Annotated in this window: 19 protein-coding genes and 2 pseudogenes; 17 read left to right on the top strand and 4 right to left on the bottom strand. The window is 50.2% G+C overall.

All coding sequences use genetic code 11. From position 1 onward, the window contains the following. Position 1: 1 nt before the first annotated feature. Positions 2–1996: an ATP-binding protein gene (locus DWY79_RS15280; RefSeq protein WP_008645594.1), complete on the top strand. Its 1995-nt coding sequence runs from the start codon at positions 2–4 to the stop codon at positions 1994–1996. A 113-nt stretch (positions 1997–2109) separates the two neighbouring features. Here the strand turns inward: DWY79_RS15280 and mobC are convergent, their stop codons facing one another. From mobC to DWY79_RS23070, 4 genes are all read right to left on the bottom strand, one after another. Further along, the gene (gene mobC, locus DWY79_RS15275) at positions 2110–4119 is read right to left on the bottom strand and encodes a conjugal transfer protein MobC (RefSeq protein ID WP_008645597.1); all 2010 of its coding nucleotides are present in this window, start codon (positions 4117–4119) and stop codon (positions 2110–2112) included. 32 nt (positions 4120–4151) lie between these two features. After that, positions 4152–5402 carry a conjugal transfer protein MobB gene (mobB, locus tag DWY79_RS15270; protein WP_008645598.1) on the bottom strand — a complete coding sequence of 417 codons (1251 nt, stop codon included), beginning with the start codon at positions 5400–5402 and terminating at the stop codon, positions 4152–4154. Next, positions 5381–5806: a conjugal transfer protein MobA gene (gene mobA / locus DWY79_RS15265; protein WP_005944180.1), complete on the bottom strand. Its 426-nt coding sequence runs from the start codon at positions 5804–5806 to the stop codon at positions 5381–5383. The genes mobB and mobA overlap by 22 nt, the downstream gene beginning before the upstream one ends. Positions 5807–6076: 270 nt before the next feature. After that, positions 6077–6256, bottom strand: coding sequence for a hypothetical protein (locus DWY79_RS23070; protein WP_080728637.1), 180 nt, complete (start codon positions 6254–6256; stop codon positions 6077–6079). A gap of 232 nt (positions 6257–6488) precedes the next feature. On the opposite strand from DWY79_RS23070, the gene DWY79_RS15250 reads away from it, so the two are divergent. The 16 genes and pseudogenes from DWY79_RS15250 to traN all read left to right on the top strand — a co-directional run. After that, entirely contained in the window at positions 6489–7244 is a 756-nt protein-coding gene (locus tag DWY79_RS15250; protein ID WP_117678590.1) for a ParA family protein, read from the top strand. Between the two features lie 5 nt (positions 7245–7249). Further along, positions 7250–7699, top strand: coding sequence for a DUF3408 domain-containing protein (locus DWY79_RS15245; RefSeq protein ID WP_032567521.1), 450 nt, complete (start codon positions 7250–7252; stop codon positions 7697–7699). A gap of 24 nt (positions 7700–7723) precedes the next feature. Beyond that, positions 7724–8086, top strand: coding sequence for a DUF3408 domain-containing protein (locus DWY79_RS15240; RefSeq protein ID WP_008645858.1), 363 nt, complete (start codon positions 7724–7726; stop codon positions 8084–8086). After that, on the top strand, positions 8083–8823 hold the full coding sequence (locus tag DWY79_RS15235) for a hypothetical protein (protein WP_032567520.1): 741 nt from the start codon (positions 8083–8085) through the stop codon (positions 8821–8823). Before DWY79_RS15240 ends, DWY79_RS15235 begins: the two co-directional genes overlap by 4 nt. A 201-nt stretch (positions 8824–9024) precedes the next feature. After that, on the top strand, positions 9025–9336 hold the full coding sequence (locus tag DWY79_RS15230; protein ID WP_008645856.1) for a DUF4134 domain-containing protein: 312 nt from the start codon (positions 9025–9027) through the stop codon (positions 9334–9336). 10 nt (positions 9337–9346) lie between these two features. Beyond that, on the top strand, positions 9347–9679 hold the full coding sequence (locus DWY79_RS15225) for a DUF4133 domain-containing protein (RefSeq protein ID WP_007749041.1): 333 nt from the start codon (positions 9347–9349) through the stop codon (positions 9677–9679). Continuing rightward, positions 9676–12180 carry a TraG family conjugative transposon ATPase gene (locus DWY79_RS15220; protein WP_122369628.1) on the top strand — a complete coding sequence of 835 codons (2505 nt, stop codon included), beginning with the start codon at positions 9676–9678 and terminating at the stop codon, positions 12178–12180. Before DWY79_RS15225 ends, DWY79_RS15220 begins: the two co-directional genes overlap by 4 nt. Before the next feature lie 37 nt (positions 12181–12217). Then, entirely contained in the window at positions 12218–12601 is a 384-nt protein-coding gene (locus tag DWY79_RS15215) for a DUF3876 domain-containing protein (protein ID WP_122369634.1), read from the top strand. 30 nt (positions 12602–12631) lie between these two features. Next, positions 12632–13261, top strand: a complete 630-nt coding sequence (locus tag DWY79_RS15210; RefSeq protein WP_004308927.1) for a DUF4141 domain-containing protein — start codon at positions 12632–12634, stop codon at positions 13259–13261. A gap of 3 nt (positions 13262–13264) precedes the next feature. Beyond that, positions 13265–14269 (top strand): conjugative transposon protein TraJ, encoded by a 1005-nt coding sequence (traJ, locus tag DWY79_RS15205; protein WP_005643924.1) that lies wholly within the window; start codon positions 13265–13267, stop codon positions 14267–14269. Positions 14270–14300: 31 nt separating this feature from the next. Then, positions 14301–14924 (top strand): conjugative transposon protein TraK, encoded by a 624-nt coding sequence (gene traK / locus DWY79_RS15200; RefSeq protein ID WP_004308925.1) that lies wholly within the window; start codon positions 14301–14303, stop codon positions 14922–14924. Positions 14925–14929: 5 nt separating this feature from the next. Beyond that, positions 14930–15238, top strand: a complete 309-nt coding sequence (locus DWY79_RS15195) for a TraL conjugative transposon family protein (protein WP_032567516.1) — start codon at positions 14930–14932, stop codon at positions 15236–15238. After that, positions 15219–16643 carry a conjugative transposon protein TraM gene (gene traM / locus DWY79_RS15190; RefSeq protein WP_117678604.1) on the top strand — a complete coding sequence of 475 codons (1425 nt, stop codon included), beginning with the start codon at positions 15219–15221 and terminating at the stop codon, positions 16641–16643. The genes DWY79_RS15195 and traM overlap by 20 nt, the downstream gene beginning before the upstream one ends. A 54-nt stretch (positions 16644–16697) precedes the next feature. Then, positions 16698–17174, top strand: a pseudogene (locus DWY79_RS15185) (DUF4138 domain-containing protein); the annotation flags it as partial. A gap of 561 nt (positions 17175–17735) precedes the next feature. Continuing rightward, positions 17736–19547, top strand: a complete 1812-nt coding sequence (locus tag DWY79_RS15175) for a reverse transcriptase/maturase family protein (RefSeq protein ID WP_044545269.1) — start codon at positions 17736–17738, stop codon at positions 19545–19547. 106 nt (positions 19548–19653) lie between these two features. Continuing rightward, positions 19654–20244, top strand: a pseudogene (traN, locus tag DWY79_RS15170) (conjugative transposon protein TraN); the annotation flags it as partial. Position 20245: the final 1 nt, after the last annotated feature.

Genomic DNA, 20245 nt, shown 5'->3' with positions numbered 1-20245 from the left:
CATGAACTCGCAAACTGTAGAAATAACATCTGCTGGCATTAGGAAAATATTGAATAAATATACTCCAGAGCGAGCTATTGCCGAATATGTATGGAATGGATTTGATGCAAAAGCAACCGTTGTAAATATTGATTTTGAAATTGACAATGCAGAATTGGACACAATCAAAAATATTAGAATAACAGACAATGGTACAGGCATCTGCTATGAAGAATTACCTATAAAATTCAAAAAATTCTATGAGTCTCAAAAGAGAATAGCCAACGAGAATAATACTGAATTTACAAGAGGAAAAAACGGTTATGGTCGTTTTACTTTCTATAAATTTGCGAGATTTGCTAATTGGGAAACACGCTATAGTAAAGATGCACAAATAATGTCTTATGACATTAGAATTGATAGCGATACTTTAAAAGACTACACTACAACAGAGCCACTTGTATCTGATGACACAACAACAGGTACTTGTGTCGTTTTTAATGAGATTTCTTCTGATATTTCCAGTTTGTTTATAACGAAGACTCTTATCCCTTATCTAAAGGCTGAATTTGCGTGGTTTTTAGAATTGAAATCCGAATATCAAATATACATCAATGGGCAAGAATTAGATTATTCTTCTATAATAGCAGAACAAGAATCAATATCACCGATATTATCACATAACCAGAAAAATAACATCAACTTTCAATGCAAGTATATCCGATGGAATGTAAAGATGAATGATGAATATTCTCGATTTTACTTCTTGAATAATGACTTGGAGTTAAAATTTACCAAAACGACATTATTAAATAAAAAAGGAGATAATTTTTGGCATTCTGTAATTGTGATTGATGATTTCTTCAATGAAATCAATTGTGATAACGAATTAGACGATAATGCTATTCAACCTAAATTGTTTGATAATTCTGCTGATAGAAAATTATTTAAGGAACTAATTACGCAACTCAATGAGTTTCTCAAAAAGAAAAGACGCCCATTCCTAAAGGAGCAAGCAGAAGTTATGGTAACCAAATATAAGAATGAAGATGTTTTCCCTAAATTTGGTACTGAAGATTGGGATATAGTGCGTAGAGAAGGTTTGGAAAACTTCGTAAAGGAACTATACGAAGTAGAACCTGCTGTTTTCATGAAGTTGAACAAAGAACAAAAAAGAGTTTTCTTAGAACTTCTAAATTTGGTGATGGATAGCGGTGAGCGCGATAGTCTGTTTAAGATTTTAGATGCAGTTGTTGAATTAGACTCGAACGATAGGAAAGAATTTGCAAAAATATTAGAAATAACGAGGTTAAAACAAGTCGTTTCCACGATTAAGCTTATTTCAGACAGATTGCTGACACTGGAGAATCTAAAAAAGATTGTTTTTAATCATACTTTACAAGCCAATGAAGTTCGTGATTTGCAGTCGTTCATAGAAAAACACTATTGGATTTTTGGCGAAGAATATAGAATGGTATGTGCGGAAGAGGTCAAATTTGAAGAGGCTTTAAGAAAATACATTTATATTCTGCGTGGAGTTAGCGAGAAAAAATATATTGCTCACCCTAATAAATACAAAGAAATGGATTTATTTCTTACTGGTACTGATTTTAGGGATGGGAGACCTCATAATATAGTTGTGGAAATCAAAAATCCGACAACTATAAAACAATTAAAATCAGAACAGTTAAATCAATTAGAACAATATATGGATGTTATTCTAAAACAAGATTGTTTTAATGATGCTAATGAGTTCTGGACTTTCATTTTGATAGGACAAGACTATGATGATATTGTAGGTCGAAGGGTCATAAATAAGCTTACTGGTTTAGTCCAAAATGACAGTAATTATAGCCTCTATGTAAAAAAATGGAGTGAAATAACAAATGAGGTGGAACGTAGGCTGAAATATTTGCTTGATAAGCTCAAAATAGAAAGAGCCACTTTATCTAAATCCCAATCATTAAATGAGGTAATGAATGAAGTTTCAAATAACACGGCCGCAATGGTTAGTTGAACTTAATATAGTCATAATGCTCAATATAAAGAATTACAAATTACTCCTGTCACAGATAGCTGTAGCAGGAGTAATTCTCAAAACGGGAGTCTGATACATCTTGTTGTTATATATTATTTCTGTTGCAACAGATGTTTCAGATTCTCGTCACCAGCGATGCGCTCCAACTCGTCGGCGACAATCTGTTTCACCTCCTCCTTGATGCGCCTGTAATTCGCCTTCACCATTTCCTTCATGCAGTCGTTGCCGTTCGCGTCCGCGAAGTCGGTAATGACGGGTATCGGCTTGTAGGCTTTCTCCTCGCGCTTCATTTTCTCGGCATCCACGACAATCTCACAGTGGAAAATCTTCTGCTTGATACGCTCGTTGAAGTTGTCGGACACCGAACCGACGAACATCCCCTGCGTCAAGCCGGAAATTTTGCTCGGCGGGATAAGCGCGTCCATCTGCGTGTTGATGGAGGTGGAAACATCCTGCCGGTTGATGGAGATGGACTGCCGCTTTTGAAGCACCTTTCCGAACCGCTCCGAGAGCGTCTTGGCTGTTTCGCCCACCACCTGCCCGGAGAAGATATTGCCGACCGTGTTCATCACCACTTTCGCCTCGCGGTCCCCATAGTCACGCACCAACTGGCTGAAATCCTGAAAACCCAGACACACGGCAACCTTGTTGCTTCGCGCGGTGGCGATAAGGTTGTCCAGCCCCTTGAAGTATATCGTCGGCAGCTCGTCTATGATGACCGACGACTTCAGCATCCCTTTCTTGTTGATAAGTTTAACGATACGGGAATTATACAGACCGAGAGCCGCCCCGTATATGTTCTGTCGGTCGGGATTGTTGCCCACGCAGAGAATTTTCGGTTCTTCGGGATTGTTGATGTCCAGCGTGAACTCGCTGTCCGACATTACCCAATAGAGCTGCGGGGAAATCATGCGTGACAGCGGAATTTTCGCCGAAGCAATCTGCCCCATTAACTGCTCCGCAGCCCCTCCGAGCCACGCGTCCATGAATGGCGAGAGATAGTTCTCCAGTTCGGGATAAGAGGTCAGAATCGGGAAAATATCCTCGTAACGGCGGTTCAGGAACTCGATGGCATGGGGGAACGTGCAATACTTGCCGTTCTGAAAAATTTTAAGATACCAGATGATAGCCGCGAAAAGGATGATGGGCGATTCCACAAAGAAGTCGCCCTGCTTCTGCACCCAACTCTTGTTTAAATTGAGCATGATGGTGTACGCGCTCTCGTAAGCGTCCGTAATGTCCTCCATGAAATCTGGGTGAATGGGATTGCAACGGTGGCTGCGTCGCGGGTCGTCGAAGTTTATCACGTAGAACTTCGGCTTCACCTTGTATCCCTCCGGGTGGTTGAGCAGATGATTATAGGCTATCGTGGACAAGTCACTGAATTTGAAATCATAGACATACATCGAGAAGCCCTTCTCAATCTGCTGCTTGATGAAACTGTTTACCACCGCGTATGACTTTCCGCTGCCCGGCGTACCCAGCACGATGGAGGCGCGGAATGGGTTCACCACGTTGATCCAGCCGTTGTTCCAACGTTTCCTATAATAAAAGCGGGTGGGCAGATTGACCGAATACTCGCTTTCGATGAGCCGTGTTTCCTGCATGAAGCTCTCGTTCTCGTTGTTGAACACGTCATCCATAAGGTTGTGTTTCAACAGGCGGCTCATCCACAGACCGCCCATCAGCAGGCAGACATAGCCCGTGCCTACGGTCAGCGCGTAAAGTCCCGTCACCGCTTCAACCGGCAGCGGCAATGCCAGTATCCACCAGTTGAGGAAGAACAACACGAACCCTGCGGCAAGTGCCGTCCAGATCCTTCCCCAAGTGATTTTCTCTCCCTTGACGCCCTTCGTCCCCAGACAGGACAGGGCAAGCAGGAGGACGGCGAACAGTTTCGTGTAGAGGATGGAATGGAACAGCCCCGCCGTGCGGTTGAAGTTCATCAGGATTCTGTCCACTACGCCGATGTCCACGCCCCAGAGCCGTATGGCTTCATAGCAGAACCAGTACACGTTCATGACCACTAAAATAATACTCACGGCACGCAGAAAATCCATGATTTTCGCCAATGCCCTCAAATCGTCTTCTTGTTGTGACATAGATTGAAAAATTTTGATGTTGATACTTACGGTTACATTCCCAAGCCCTTGCGCCTCTTCTTTTTCCTCTTGCGCTGCATCGCCCGGATAAAGGCTTCCTCCTCGGCATCCACAGCCGGACCTTCGGGAGTGAGCAGACCGACACCGCCCGCCGTGTTCTCGTGGTCGGATGCGGTCTGTCCGCGCATATCCTCTTCTGTTTCCACCGGAACGGACAGCGGAATCGGCGGCTGTCCGGCATAAGGCAGCGTAAAGTGTTCCTGCAAGGCGTTGGCGGAAAGTTCCTTGCCCATGCGCGAGCCGTTCAGCACGCAGCCCGTTCGGTGGTCTATGAACGTGGCTCCGTAGATGCGCCCTTCCTCCGTGTAGCGCAGTACGGTGTCGATGCCCTTTTCCTTGAGCCGCGAAACGAACTTCTCCTTGTCATACGTGCCTTCAAGCACGGAAAGCACGGTGCGTTTCGTCATGTCGGCGAGTTTCCGGTCCTTAATCTCCTGTTTGGAACGGGCAAACTTCTTCTGCACGGCTTCATAGCCTGCGGACTTCCCGAAAAGCGAGGACTTGAACGGGTTGCCAGTCTTGTTCCCGGCATCATCGGTGACGGAATAGACCAGCCCGTGATACTCACGCCCGCGCACGTTTCCCCGCGCTTCCTCCACCGTCATATTATATAAGGATAGGAGGGCGCGATATTCGCCCATCGTCCGGAAACGGTACTGTCCACTCAGAGCCTTGACGGTATTTCCGACCTGCCTCTTCACGTCGCCCGCCGAAGCGTCCACCTTGCGCAGCGGATTTTCCAGCCGTAGGTTCTTACGCTCCGCCGGGTGCAGCCCGTACTTCCGTTCCAGTTCCCTGCGGATGCGGTCGCTGCGGCGGAAGAGGAAATCCTGATTGAGCCGCCTGCCTTTCTCGTCCACATTGATTGTCACGATGTGCAGGTGGTGACGGTCTATGTCCTCGTGCTTGACAACAAGGTACGGCTGGTTCCCGTAGCCGAGTTTCTCCAGATACTCGCGTGCGATGTCCTGCAATTCCGTATCTGTCAGCACGTCGTCGGGATGCGGGTTGAGCGAGATATGGAGTACCGGTTTCTCCACCCTCGTATGCTCCGGCATACAGGCGAGAAAACCTTCCATCGCCTTGCGTATGTCCACCGTCCCCGTGCCGTCATTGTAGATGCGGTTGGTGGTGAGCAGCCGCCCTTTCGCCCCGTTGATCTTTTCCCCGTTGTAGGCAAGCGCGCCGTACAACGACTTTCCTACACTGATTTTTGCGACCATTTCGCCTCCATTTCCCTTGAAAGTTCCACAATCTGACGGCTCAGTTTCACGAGTTCGACGGTCTGTTGCTCCAGCTTGTAGAGCAACGCCATCGCCTTTTTCTCGGAAAAATGCAGCCTGAGTTCCTTCACGACTTGGTTGTAGTTCGTGCCTACCGCGCGGAACTGCGCATGGAAATCGGACAGTCTGGTGTAGTAATCCACCAGCGTCCTGTCCACTTTCAGCACCCTGAACGGTTGCCCGAAGAAGTGCGCCTTGATGAAAACCGACTTGGCGTAAACGCCCGACTTCTCGAACATGGCGAGGAAACGGTTGTGTTCCTCCTCGTTGAAACGGACGGTGTAACGGAACACCGCCGGGTCAAGTTTGGGATTTCTCCCGGTCTTGTTTCTTTTCTCTTTCATATAAACTTTGGATTTAGCGGATGGACGGCATAAGCCGCCGCTTCTTGGCACAGACACCGCAGGTTTGAAAGGCTTCCCGACTTCGGAGAGGAAGCCCGCCCCCTGCAAGGGCAAGTGCTTTTCGTGGCTGCTCAAAACGTTTTGAGCGGCTGAAAAGACATCTTGCTATGTTCAGGTGAACATAAAAATCCGTCGGGGACGGATTGGGGGAATGCCTTTCAAACTCCGGGCTGCGCCACCTGCGGCGAACCCTGCCGTTCGGGTGCAAAGTTACGCCCTTAAAGCGGTATCGGACAGGGGCTTGACCCGGACAATCAGTGCCAACCGACGCAACGTGCTGCCACTTGCCGGAGAAGTAATACAAGTTCCAAAATATCCTTGTTTATTTGCAGCGTGATTCGGATGTGGGACTGAAAATACACTCCTTCCGCCGGATGTTCGGACACCAATCCGGGCATCAATCCAAACGGTTGAAAACAGGTGTATGTATTCAGACAGTTTTCCAAGCACACGTCCATGCGGACGGATAAAAGCATGGGCGGTTGGACAAACCGATGATTACCCATAGGCACAGCCGGATTAAGGAGTGAATAAATAAATGAATGGGAGCGCGTGCGTACGTACTAATGGCAATACGCTACCGCCACCGGACAGATGTATAACCAAATAAATTATCAAACAAATGAAAGAAGCAACTTATGTGGCAATCTCCACGCAGAAAGGTGGAGCGGGTAAGACAACCCTGACGGTGCTTGTAGCAAGCTACCTGCACTATGTGAAAGGCTACAACGTAGCCGTGGTGGACTGCGATTTTCCACAGTACAGTATCCATGACATGCGCAAGCGCGACATGAAAGCTGTCATGGAGGACGGGCATTACAAGGTGATGGCGTATGAGCAGCTCAAACGGCTGAAGAAGAACCCGTACACCATCAGATGCAGCCGTGCGGAAGATGCGGTAAAGACTGCCGAAAATCTGGTGGCAGCGCAGCCCGACCTTGATTTCGTGTTCTTCGACTTGCCGGGAACCATCAACAATGCCGATGTGGTGCAGACCATTTCCAAAATGGACTACATCTTCACGCCCATCATCGCCGACCGTGTGGTGATGGAGAGTTCCATCAAGTTCGCCACTGTCATCAACGAACAGATGATAAGCACGGGCAAGTCCGGTATCAAAGGGATTTACCTCGTGTGTAACATGGTGGACGGGCGCGAAAAGACGGAACTTTACAAAGCATACGACAAGGTCTGTGCCGAGTTCGCCCTGTCCATTCTGGAAACACATCTGCCGGACAGCAAGCGTTTCCGCAAGGAGACGGCGGCAGAACGCAAGGCAGTATTCCGCTCCACGGCGTTTCCGGCGGACAAAATACTGGTACGCGGCAGCAACCTCGACAAACTCGTCGATGAGATTCTCGGCATCATCAAAAACTGAATGGCATGGCAAAGAAAACAAGAATCGAGGACATCGACAGCGAAGCCGTAATCAACTCGTTTCGACTGGACGATACAAGCATTCCGCCGGAAGCGAGAAGCACGGACGGAAACGCTACTTCTCCACCTCCGAAAGAAGCGATACAGGAAGCCGTTTCTCCACCTGCCTCGCACTCCAAAGAGGAGCCGGAACGCAGGCGCAGGAACAGCAAGCCGGAAAAATTGGATTATGACACCGTATTCATATGCGGGTCCAACGTCACGGCAAGACTCGGCAAGCAGGTCTATATCCGCAAGGAGTACCACGACCGCATACAGAAGATGCTTCATGTAATCGGTGGCAACGAGGTGACTATCGCGGCTTTTCTTGACAACGTGCTGACACACCATTTCACGCTGTTCCAAGACGAGATAGACGAATCGTTCAAACGGCACATGGAATCCTATAATTTATAAATACCCCAAAAACAACAAAGAAGTATGAAAAGAACAAAGAAGAACCGTCAGGCTGAGTGCCTGCAAACAGGAAAGAGTGAAAGAACCGCTGCCAATGCAGCAAAGTGTGCAAACGGATACGGTCAGGAAAAGACCGGCAGCGACTTCCGCAAGGATGAAGGCAGGGGCAAGCCGCTCTCTGTTTTCTTGGAAGCATCGGAAATCAAAACGCGGCAATGTATATACATCAGCCGAGAAATTCATGAGAAAGTCACTATCGTTGCCAGTCGGATGGGAAACGGTTTGAGCATCGGCAAGTTCGTGGACAACATCCTCCGCGACCATTTCCGGCAATACGGGCAGCAGTACATGGAACAGATTGAAAACGCCCAAAAAGTAAGATTATGACAAAGGCGTTTTTAATCGTATCGGTTGCTTGCAACGTGTGGTTCCTGTTCCTGCTGTTTTATGACCGCATCATGGACACGAAGCTCATCCGTTTCTTCAGACATATTGCCGGGTTGTGGCGATCATTGGACAGTACAGTGGCAGAGCAAGGAAAGGATAAGGAAATACCTCACGCAGACACCTCGGACATCATTGGCAAGAGCCGTTTCAAGATGGCATCGACCCGGACAACCGCTGCCATACTGGCGCAAGAAGCCGCCACTTCGGATAAAGGCATTGAGCTGTCGGAGGAAGAGGCTACTTTTGACGACGGAAACACGGAAACCGTCTCACGCCCGACACAAGTACCGGAGGACAAACTCGATGAAACCTTCACGAGCATCCCGCCCTCGGAACTGGAGTACGGAGAAGATGAACCGGAGGATGAAGAACCAGACAAAAAGCAGGCTTCGGGAAGCAGCTTCGAGGATATTGACATGGCAGTACGCACCATACGGAAGGAATCACCATCCGATGAGGAAATGCGACACGCCGGAAAGGTCATGACGGAACTGGACGGGACAGAGCTTTTCACAAGAATAACGGAACGCCTGACCGATGATACAATGAGCGAGAGGCTTGCAAAGGCGATGGCAGTTTTCGTGGACACGGTGAACATGACCGTGACACAACAAAAGGAAAAGGTGTTCGTGATTCCCGACAACATCGAGGAGTTCGACTTCCGAAACTATGTATAACAGCTAAAAAAGAATGGAAATGAAAACGTAAAATGACGACACCCATGCGCACGGCGGTACAAGGTACAGCCAATCCGCAACGGACACACCCAAGTCCGTAGAAACAAACGGGCAACCACTAAACCAAAGTAAAGTAATCAAGTATCAACCGCCCGAAAAAGGACTATCCACCCTTTGGACGGCACAAAACAAGAACTGTTTATGAACAAGAACATCAGACAAAAGTTCATCATCTCTGCGGCACTCATGATTGCCGCAACCGCCTCCGTATTTGCGCAAGGAAACGGTCTGGCAGGTATTAACGAAGCCACCTCTATGGTGAGTTCGTATTTCGACCCCGGCACGAAATTAATCTACGCCATCGGCGCGGTGGTCGGTCTTATCGGAGGCGTGAAAGTCTATGGCAAGTTCTCGTCCGGCGACCCCGACACGAGCAAGACAGCCGCCTCATGGTTCGGGGCTTGTATCTTCCTGATTGTCGCTGCGACTATCCTGCGCTCATTCTTCCTTTAATAAACAATGTATGGCTGAATACCCGATAAACAAGGGTATCGGCCGTCCGGTTGAGTTCAAGGGTCTAAAGGCTCAGTACCTCTTCATCTTCTGCGGAGGTCTGCTGGCTCTCTTCGTCCTGTTCGTCATCCTCTACATGGTCGGCATCGACCAGTGGATATGTATCGGCTTCGGCGCGGCATCGTCTTCCGTCCTCGTATGGCAGACCTTCGCGCTGAACGCCCGGTACGGCGAACACGGGCTGATGAAATTGGGAGCGGCAAGGAGCCATCCCCGATACCTTATCAACCGGCGGCGGATCACCCGATTATTCAAACGGCAACGAAAGGAAGAAACGACATGAGAAATACATCCAAAATGACAACACTGGAAAACAAGTTCCCGCTGCTGTCGGTGGAGCATGGCTGCATCATTTCCAAAGACGCCGACATCACGGTGGCTTTCGAGGTGGAACTGCCGGAGCTTTATACCGTGACAGGCGCGGAGTACGAGGCAATACACGGCTGCTGGTGCAAGGCTATCAAGGTGCTGCCGGACTTCTGCGTCGTGCATAAGCAGGACTGGTTCATCAAGGAACGCTACAAGCCGGAACTGCAAAAGGATGACATGAGCTTTTTGAGCCGCTCCTTTGAACGACACTTCAACGAGCGTCCGTACCTGAAACACTCCTGCTATCTCTACCTGACCAAGACGACGAAGGAACGTAACCGGATGCAGAGCAACTTCAGTACGCTGTGCCGGGGACATATCATCCCGAAGGAGCTGGACAGGGAAACCGCCGGGAAGTTCATGGAAGCCGCCGAACAGTTCGAGCGCATCATGAACGACAGCGGCTTTGTGAGGCTGCGCCGCCTCTCCACCGACGAGATTGTCGGGACGGAGAAGTCCGCCGGGCTGATAGAGCGTTACTTCTCGCTCATGCCCGAAGGCGACACGACCTTGCAGGACATCGACCTCTCGGCAAAAGAAATGCGTATCGGTGACAACCGCCTGTGCCTGCACACCCTCTCCGACGCGGAGGATATGCCAGGAAAGGTGGCTACCGACATCCGCTACGAGAAACTCTCCACCGACCGCTCGGACTGTCGCCTCTCCTTCGCCTCCCCCGTGGGGCTGCTGCTTTCCTGCAACCACATCTATAACCAGTATGTGATTATCGACAACAGCGAGGAAAATTTGCAGAAGTTCGAGAAGTCCGCAAGGAATATGCAGTCGCTATCCCGATACAGCCGGAGCAACAGCATCAACCGCGAGTGGATAGACCAGTACCTGAACGAAGCCCATTCCTACGGGCTGACCTCGGTACGGGCGCACTTCAACGTCATGGCGTGGAGCGATGACGCGGAGGAACTGAAGCATATCAAGAACGATGTGGGCAGCCAGCTGGCAAGCATGGAGTGCGTGCCGCACCACAATACCATCGACTGCCCGACGCTCTACTGGGCGGCGATGCCCGGCAACGCGGCGGACTTCCCGGCGGAAGAGAGTTTCCATACATTCATCGAGCAGGCGGTGTGCCTCTTCACGGAGGAAACCAACTACCGCAGTTCGCTCTCGCCCTTCGGCATCAAGATGGTGGACAGGCTTACGGGAAAACCGTTGCACCTCGACATCAGCGACCTGCCGATGAAGCGGGGTATCACGACCAACCGCAACAAGTTCGTGTTGGGTCCTTCGGGCAGCGGCAAATCCTTTTTTATGAACCACCTCGTGAGGCAATACTACGAGCAGGGTACGCACGTGGTGCTGGTGGACACGGGAAACTCCTATCAGGGCTTGTGCGAGATGATCCGGTGCAAGACAAACGGGGCGGACGGCGTGTACTTCACCTACACGGAGGAGAAACCGATTTCGTTCAACCCGTTCTACACCGATGATTACGTGTTCGACGTGGAGAAAAAGGACAGCATCAAGACATTGCTGCTGACGCTCTGGAAGTCGGAGGACGACAAAGTGACGAAGACGGAGAGCGGCGAACTGGGCAGTGCGGTGAACGCCTATATCGAGCGTATCAGGGCTGACCGGAGCATCGTCCCCTCGTTCAACACCTTCTACGAGTATATGCGCGACGACTACCGCCGCGAACTGGCGGAACGTGAGATAAAGGTGGAGAAGTCCGACTTCAACATCGACAATATGCTCACCACCATGCGGCAGTATTACCGGGACGGACGCTACGACTTCCTGCTCAACTCCACGGAGAACATCGACCTGCTCGGCAAGCGGTTCATCGTCTTCGAGATTGACAGTATAAAGGAAAATCGCGAGCTTTTCCCTGTGGTGACCATCATCATCATGGAAGCCTTCATCAACAAGATGCGCCGATTGAAAGGCGTAAGGAAACAGTTGATAGTGGAAGAGGCTTGGAAGGCTCTATCTTCGGCGAACATGGCTGAGTACCTGCGCTATATGTACAAGACCGTGCGCAAGTATTACGGGGAGGCAATCGTGGTGACGCAGGAGGTGGACGACATCATTTCCTCGCCCGTCGTCAAGGAGAGCATCATCAACAACTCCGACTGCAAGATACTCCTTGACCAGCGGAAGTACATGAACAAGTTTGATGCCATACAGTCCCTGTTGGGTCTGACGGAGAAAGAGAAGTCGCAGATACTCTCCATCAACATGGCGAACAACCCGTCAAGGCTCTACAAGGAAGTGTGGATAGGACTGGGCGGCACGCAGTCGGCAGTCTATGCCACCGAAGTTAGTGCTGAAGAGTATCTGGCGTACACCACCGAAGAAACGGAAAAAGTAGAGGTTTACCGTCTGGCGGAACAGTTGGGCGGCGACATTGAAGCCGTCATCCGGCAGCTTGCCGAAAGGCGGAGAAAAAAGGAATAAATAGAAACAGATTCATCAACTAAAAAAGAAAATGCGTATGAGTATATCAAGAACGAAAATGCTGCAAGTCAGCAAGTGTTTAATCGGGCTGGCGGTCATGGTGCTGCAATCCTGCGACATAACGGACAACCGACGCGACCTGCTTTGCGGAAACTGGGAGAGTGTGGAGGGCAAGCCCGACGTGCTTATCTACAAGGAGGGCGAAGCCTATAAGGTGACGGTGTTCAAGCGTAGCGGGCTGCGCCGCAAACTGAAGCCGGAAACCTATCTCTTGCAGGAAGAGAACGGCAACCTGTTCATGAACACCGGCTTCCGTATCGACGTGTCCTACAACGAAGCAACGGACATCCTGACCTTCTCGCCCAACGGGGACTATGTGCGCGTGAACCCGAAACCGGACCATCCGATAGGCAAGCAATAAATAATGAAATCCACTAAAATCCAAAGTAACATGAGAACAAGAATAACACTTATTATCTGCCTGTGCCTGTTTGCAGTCGGCAGGGCAAGCGCACAGTGGGCGGTGATAGACCCGTCCAACATCGCGCAGAGCATCGTGAACACCTCGAAGAACGTGGTACACACTTCCACGACCGCCCAGAATATGATAAAAAATTTTCAAGAGACGGTGAAGATTTACGAGCAGGGCAAGAAGTATTACGACGCGCTCAAATCCGTGAACAATCTGGTAAAGGACGCCCGGAAGGTGCAGCAGACCATCCTGATGGTGGGTGACATCACCGACACCTATGTGACCAGCTTCCAGAAGATGATGCGTGACGACAACTTCACGGTGGAGGAACTGGGAGCCATCGCCTTTGGCTACACCAAGCTGTTGGAGGAATCCAACGACGTGCTGACGGAACTGAAGAACGTGGTGAACATCACCACGCTCTCCATGACGGACAAGGAGCGCATGGATGTGGTGGAACGCTGTTACTCCAAGATGAAGCGTTACCGCAACCTCGTGAGCTACTACACCAACAAGAACATCAGCGTGAGCTACCTGCGGGCAAAAAAGAAGAACGACCTCGACCGCATCATGGGGCTGTACGGGAACATGAACGAAAGATACTGGTAGCCTATGAATTTCGACAACCTTCACCAGATTCTGCGCTCGCTCTATGAGCAGATGATGCCGCTATGCGGGGACATGGCGGGTGTGGCGAAAGGCATTGCCGGGCTGGGCGCGCTGTTCTACGTCGCCTACCGGGTGTGGCAGTCGCTGGCGAGAGCCGAACCGATAGACGTGTTCCCTATGCTCCGCCCCTTTGCGATAGGCTTGTGCATCATGTTCTTTCCGACGGTGGTATTAGGTACGATAAACAGCATCATGTCGCCCGTCGTGCAGGGTACGGCAAAGATGCTGGAGGCGGAAACGCTGGACATGAACCGATACCGTGAGCAGAAGGATAAACTGGAATACGAGGCGATGATGCGTAATCCCGAAACCGCCTACCTCGTGTCGAACGAGGAGTTTGACAAACAGTTGGAGGAACTGGGCTGGTCGCCCGGCGACATGGTGACGATGGCGGGGATGTATATCGAGCGCGGGATGTACAACATGAAGAAGGGCATCCGCGACTTCTTCCGCGAGATATTGGAACTGATGTTCCAAGCCGCCGCACTCGTGATAGACACCATCCGCACGTTCTTCCTCGTGGTGCTGGCGATACTCGGTCCGATAGCCTTCGCCATATCGGTATGGGACGGCTTCCAAAGCACGCTCACGCAATGGATATGCCGCTACATACAGGTCTATCTGTGGCTGCCCGTGTCGGATATGTTCAGCACCATACTGGCGAAAATCCAAGTGCTGATGCTGCAAAGCGACATCGAACGGATGCAGGCTGACCCGAACTTTTCGCTGGATTCGAGCGACGGGGTGTATATCGTCTTCATGATAATCGGCATCATCGGTTACTTCACCATCCCGACGGTGGCAGGCTGGATTATCCAAGCCGGAGGCATGGGAAGCTACGGTCGCAACGTGAACCAGACGGCAGGACGAGCCGGAAGCATGGCGGGCAGCGTGGCGGGTGCAGCCGCAGGAAACGTGGTCGGACGTGCCGGGAAACTGCTGAAATAATCAACTGACAATTAAAAACGAATAAACAACAATGGAATTTAAGTCACTCAAAAACATCGAATCATCGTTCAGGCAGATACGCCTGTTCGGTATCGTCTTCCTCTCGCTGTGCGCCGTGATAACGGTATGGAGCGTGTGGAGTTCCTACCGCTTCGCTGAGCGACAACGGGAAAAGATTTACGTGCTGGACAACGGCAAGTCGCTGATGCTGGCTCTCTCGCAGGACTTGTCGCAGAACCGTCCGGCGGAGGCAAGGGAACACGTGCGCCGCTTCCACGAGCTGTTCTTCACGCTCTCGCCCGAAAAGAGCGCGATAGAGCATAATGTGAAACGCGCCCTGCTATTAGCGGACAAAAGCGTGTACAACTACTATTCGGACTTCGCCGAGAAGGGGTACTACAACCGTATCATCGCCGGGAATATCAACCAAGTGCTGAAGGTGGACAGCGTGGTATGCGATTTCAACGGCTATCCCTACCGTGCCGTGACCTACGCCACGCAGAAGATCATCAGACAAAGCAACGTCACCGAGCGCAGCCTCGTGACGACGTGCCGCCTCTTGAACTCGTCCCGTTCGGACGACAATCCCAACGGTTTCACCATCGAGGGATTCACCATCATCGAGAACAAGGATTTACAAACCATCAAAAGGTAACGGACATGAAGAAAATCAGGAAATCATTTTGGCGTGCGTACTGGAAACTCCACGACAAAAAGAAAATGCTGGTGGCAAGGCTCAAAGGCTATCTGGACGGTTTGCCTCCGAAGACACGCAAACGCATCGTGCTGACGATGCTCGCCGCCTTCACGGTGCTTGCCCTCTACACCTTCGGAAAAGCCGTCTATGACATCGGCAGGAATGACGGCAGCCGTATGGTGACAGACCATGCCGGACAAGTGGAACTGTCCGTAAAGCCGGACAACAATCATAATGTAATACCTTATTTATATGGAACAGACGAAGAATGAACCTAAAAACGAGAACAAGGCGGCTCCCGACAACGGGAAACCGAAGAACCAACGCCAAGCCGAGAGCCATCAAGCCTGCTTGAATGGCCAAGGCGCGAAGGAGGAAGGCAAAGCCAAGGAGCGCAAGCCGCTGACCGAAGCCCAAAGGCTGAAACGTCAGAAAATGATAGTGTTGCCCGCTATGGTGCTGGTATTCATCGGGGCGATGTGGCTGATATTCGCCCCGTCTTCCGACAAGGAGCAGCAACCGGGGACGGGAGGTTACAACATCGAAATGCCCGACGCGGACAAGACGAACCGCCAGATCATCGGCGACAAGGCGAAAGCCTACGAGCAGGGGGCGATGGAAGAACGGCAGGAGAACCGCAGCCGTGCCATGCAGGAACTGGGCGATATGTTCGACCGCGAGGTGGCGGAAACGGACGGCGGCAGGGACTTCGACCTTGCTAATCCCGGAAATGCGGAAGAAGCAACATCAACATCATCCGCTCCGAAAACCATCCAATCATCCGCAGCCGCCTACCGCGACCTCAATGCCACGCTCGGCAACTTCTACGAGCAGCCGAAGAACGACAACGCGGAAATGGATGAACTGTTGGAGCGCATCGCCTCGCTGGAATCGAAACTGGAGAGCGAGAAAGACAAGGCGTCCGCTATGGATGACCAAGTGGCACTCATGGAGAAGTCTTACGAGTTGGCGGCGAAGTACATGGGCGGACAGAACGGCACACAGCCACCTGTCGGACAGGCGGCTGAGCCTTACCCCGTGCAGAAAGCCGGAAAGAACACGGCTGCACCTGTCAGGCAGGTGACGCATCAGGTGGTATCCTCGCTCTCACAGCCGATGAGCAACGCCGAGTTTGTCGCCTCATTCTCGCAGGAGCGTAACCGCAGTTTCAATACGGCGGTGGGCGTCACGACCGTATCAGACAAGAACACCATATCGGCGTGTGTCTATGGGGCGCAGAGCGTGACCGACGGGCAAGCTGTCAAACTCCGGCTGCTGGAGCCGATGGAGGTAGCGGACAAAATCATCCCCCGCAATGCGGTGGTGGTAGGCACAGCAAAGATTCAGGGCGAACGGCTTGACATAGGAATCACGTCGTTGGAATATGACGGCACTATCATTCCGGTGGAGCTGGCGGTGTATGACACGGACGGGCAACCCGGTATCTTTATTCCCAACTCGATGGAAATGAATGCCGTCAGGGAGGTTGCCGCCAACATGGGCGGCTCGCTGGGCAGCAGCATCAATATCTCCACCAACGCAGGGGCGCAGCTTGCCTCCGATTTGGGCAAGGGGCTGATACAAGGCACAAGCCAGTATATCGCCAAGAAGATGCGTACCGTCAAGGTGCATCTGAAAGCCGGGTATAAGGTAATGCTCTATCAGGACAGGAATTGAAAACAGAAAAAGTAACAACAATCCAATTTTTATTTACCACTAAAATCCAAAGTAATGAGAAAAGTAATCATCATGTTTGCCCTCGCTATGGGCATCGTAACTGCCAACGCGCAGGAGAACGTAACCGTTGGAAAGGACAACGGAAGTGAACCGACGAACGAAGCGAGAGCAGAGACAAGCTCGCTTGACTATGCCTCGCAAGGAGGAGGAAGGCAAAGCCAACAACCGACCTTGACAAAGGAGGTCTATCCGTAGAAGGAGGCGGACGGCGACCTGTATCACGGGCTGACAAAGAAGCTGACCTTTGACCGCATGGTCCCTCCGCACGGCTTGGAAGTGACCTACGACAAGACCGTCCACGTCATTTTCCCCTCGGAGGTTCGTTACGTCGATTTAGGTTCGCCCGACCTGATTGCGGGCAAAGCCGACGGAGCGGAGAACGTCATCCGCGTGAAGGCTACCGTGAGGAACTTCCCGAACGAAACCAATATGTCCGTGATAACAGAGGACGGGAGTTTCTATACCTTCAGTGCGCCCATAATAGGGGCTTGATAATAATCACTTTGGCAAGTGATTAGGTTAGTATTCCAATTTATAAACCTATCCCAGACCGACTTATCCGAATGGGAAACCAAACGGGGAGTGAAGCATGTCGGTAACGCGATAAGTCAGTTAATTGCTAAACTGCGACTGAATTGCTATGGGAAAAGACAGGCACGAGGATGAAACCTGATTGGTTGAACAATAGTCCTATGACTAATGTAGAGGTGGCAACGGAAAGCAGTTATATACGTTGCCTCGCAGTACCCACGCTTATTGAACGGAGTGATGGGCAAGGAATTTACTGCGACATATCCGTCAGAGAACAGAAAGGGATGTACGTTGCATCCGACAGTCTGTCAAGCCAAGTTATCAAGTCCACTAAATGGGGATTGCCTACACGGAGATGCCGAAAGGCTATGAGCACAGGCTCTGAAAACTCCGCATGGCAACGGAGTTCCCGTAGTAGTCTGAGCGTGGGAAAGCCACGTACATGGCGAAGGGGAACAGCTCGGTAATTTTAATATTGTCAAACGATAACGTGTGAGACGTATGAGAAATCCAGAGACCATATTAAACAGTTTATCTGCACATAGCAAAGATGTGCATTACAAGTACGAAAGGTTGTACCGCATCCTATTCAATGAACAGATGTTTTATGTAGCCTACCAGAGCATTTATGCGAAACCGGGCAACATGACACCCGGCTCAGACGGTAAGACCATTGACGGAATGAGCGTTGATAGAATAGGACATCTGATAGCTGCGCTAAAGGATGAAAGTTACATGCCAACGCCTGCCCGAAGAGTCTATATCCCTAAAAAGAATGGGAAGAAAAGACCATTGGGCATCCCATCAATCGAAGACAAGATGGTGCAAGAGGTCGTCAGACTTATTCTTGAAGCTGTCTATGAGGGACATTTTGAGAATTCCTCGCATGGATTCAGACCAAGAAGAAGCTGTCATACGGCTTTGCGTTCCATCCAAACTCTTTTCACTGGTGCGAACTGGTTCATCGAAGGTGACATCAAAGGATTCTTCGACAACATCGACCACCATATTCTGATTGAAACTCTTCGTGAGCGCATATCAGATGAAAGATTTCTTCGACTGATATGGAAATTCCTAAAGGCTGGATATATCGAAGATTTTACATTTCACAAGACGTATTCGGGAACTCCCCAAGGAGGGATAATAAGCCCTATCTTGGCAAATATCTACCTTGATAAGTTCGATAAATACATGCGTGAATATGCGGAATCATTCGACAAGGGCAAGAAAAAGCGGGAAAACCCACTCCACGCAAGTTACAGCCGAAAGGCTGTAAGATTACGCAAGACTATCCGAAACGCCACTGATGAGGATACGAAACGTGAATTGCTGACACAACTGAAAGAGGTGGAAGCTAAGACACGGAGAGTGCCGGCATCTATGGCAATGGATAGTAATTACAAGAGACTTAAATATATCAGATATGCCGATGACTTTCTAATCGGTGTAATTGGTAGTAAAGCAGACTGTGCGAAAATGAAAGAGAACTTTACAATATTCATGAGAGACAAACTAAAGCTTGAACTCTCCGAAGAAAAGACCCTTATCACAAATGCGCAGGATTCAGCAAAGTTTCTTGGGTATGAAATCTCTGTCAGAAAATCCGAAGCCATGAAGCGAAACAAGCTGGGATGGCTGAAGAGACCGTTCAGCGGACGCATAATACTGGCTCTGCCTATCGCCTCCGTCCAAAAGAAATTATTGGAACTGAAAGCAATGGAGCTTAGGGTAATCAATGGAAAGGAAATCTGGTATGCCATGCCACGCAATTACCTGACCAAAGAAGACCCAGCCACAATCTGCGCACGCTATACAACTGAAATCAGAGGTTTGTACCAATATTATAGGATTGCGGACAACATCTCTTTTGCAGGAAGTAAATTCGGTTACATAATGCGATATAGTTTCTGCAAAACTTTGGCAAAGAAACTAAATTCATCAACTGCCAAGGTTATACGAAAGTACAGAAGAGACCATGACCTGGCGATACCTTATCAAGCAAAGAAAGGAGAAACCAAGTTCCGAATACTCTATAATGACGGCTTTGCAAGGCAAGAGCCGGACAAAGACGCAACCTGCGATAATCTACCTAACACGTTTGTACTTCCTTTCCCCACTCTTGCGGAGAGACTCATGGAGCACAAATGTGAATTGTGTGGAGCAACCAATGTCAAGACCGTAATGTATCAAGTCCGTAAACTCAAAGGTATAAATACCGATACGGAGTGGCACCGACTGATGATTAAGAAATGGCGTAAGACGTTGGCAGTATGCAAACATTGTAATGCAAACATTCATGCTCATGACAAATAAACTGACATTACCAGTGGAGAGCCGTATGCAGGGAGACTTGCACGTACGGTTCGGGGGCAGGCTATGGGAAACCTACCACCGAAAGGTGGTAAGGCGCCCATCGCCGAGCCTACACGTGAAATATGCCTCCGAACCGTTGCTGCTCAATGTGGAGATGTGCGACTTCATCCATGACGGCGAGAAGGTGAACCGCCCGAACAATGCGCAGGAAATCTATCTGAAGGAACTGGGCAGCGAAAGCCCGATGCTGGTACGCCTTATCATGAAGTCCATCCACAAGCAGAACAAGCGCGAGGTGAAGCACATCGGCTGCAAGCGATTCGGTATCCAGTATCTGCTGAAAGGTATCTACACGCATAATGGTTTGCTCTATTTCCACACGGAGATAAAGAACCAGAGCAATGTGCCTTTCGATGTGGACTACATCACATGGAAAATCGTGGACAAGAAGGTGGCGAAGCGTACCGCCGTGCAGGAGCAGATCATCCTGCCGCTCCGTGCGCAGAATTACGCCACACTCGTGCCGGGCAAGAAGAGCGAGCGCACGGTGTTCACGATGGCGAAGTTCACTATCCCCGACGATAAATGCCTCGTGGTGGAACTCAACGAGAAGAACGGGGGGCGTCACCAGTCTTTCGTGATTGAGAACGAGGACTTGGTACGTGCCAATACCATCAACGAACTTCAAGTGCGCTGAC

This window comes from Parabacteroides sp. AF27-14 (assembly GCF_003635425.1).
Lineage (GTDB): Bacteria > Bacteroidota > Bacteroidia > Bacteroidales > Tannerellaceae > Parabacteroides > Parabacteroides distasonis.
Note: the sequence above shows the minus strand (reverse complement) of the source record. Positions and strands in the feature narration are given on the sequence as shown.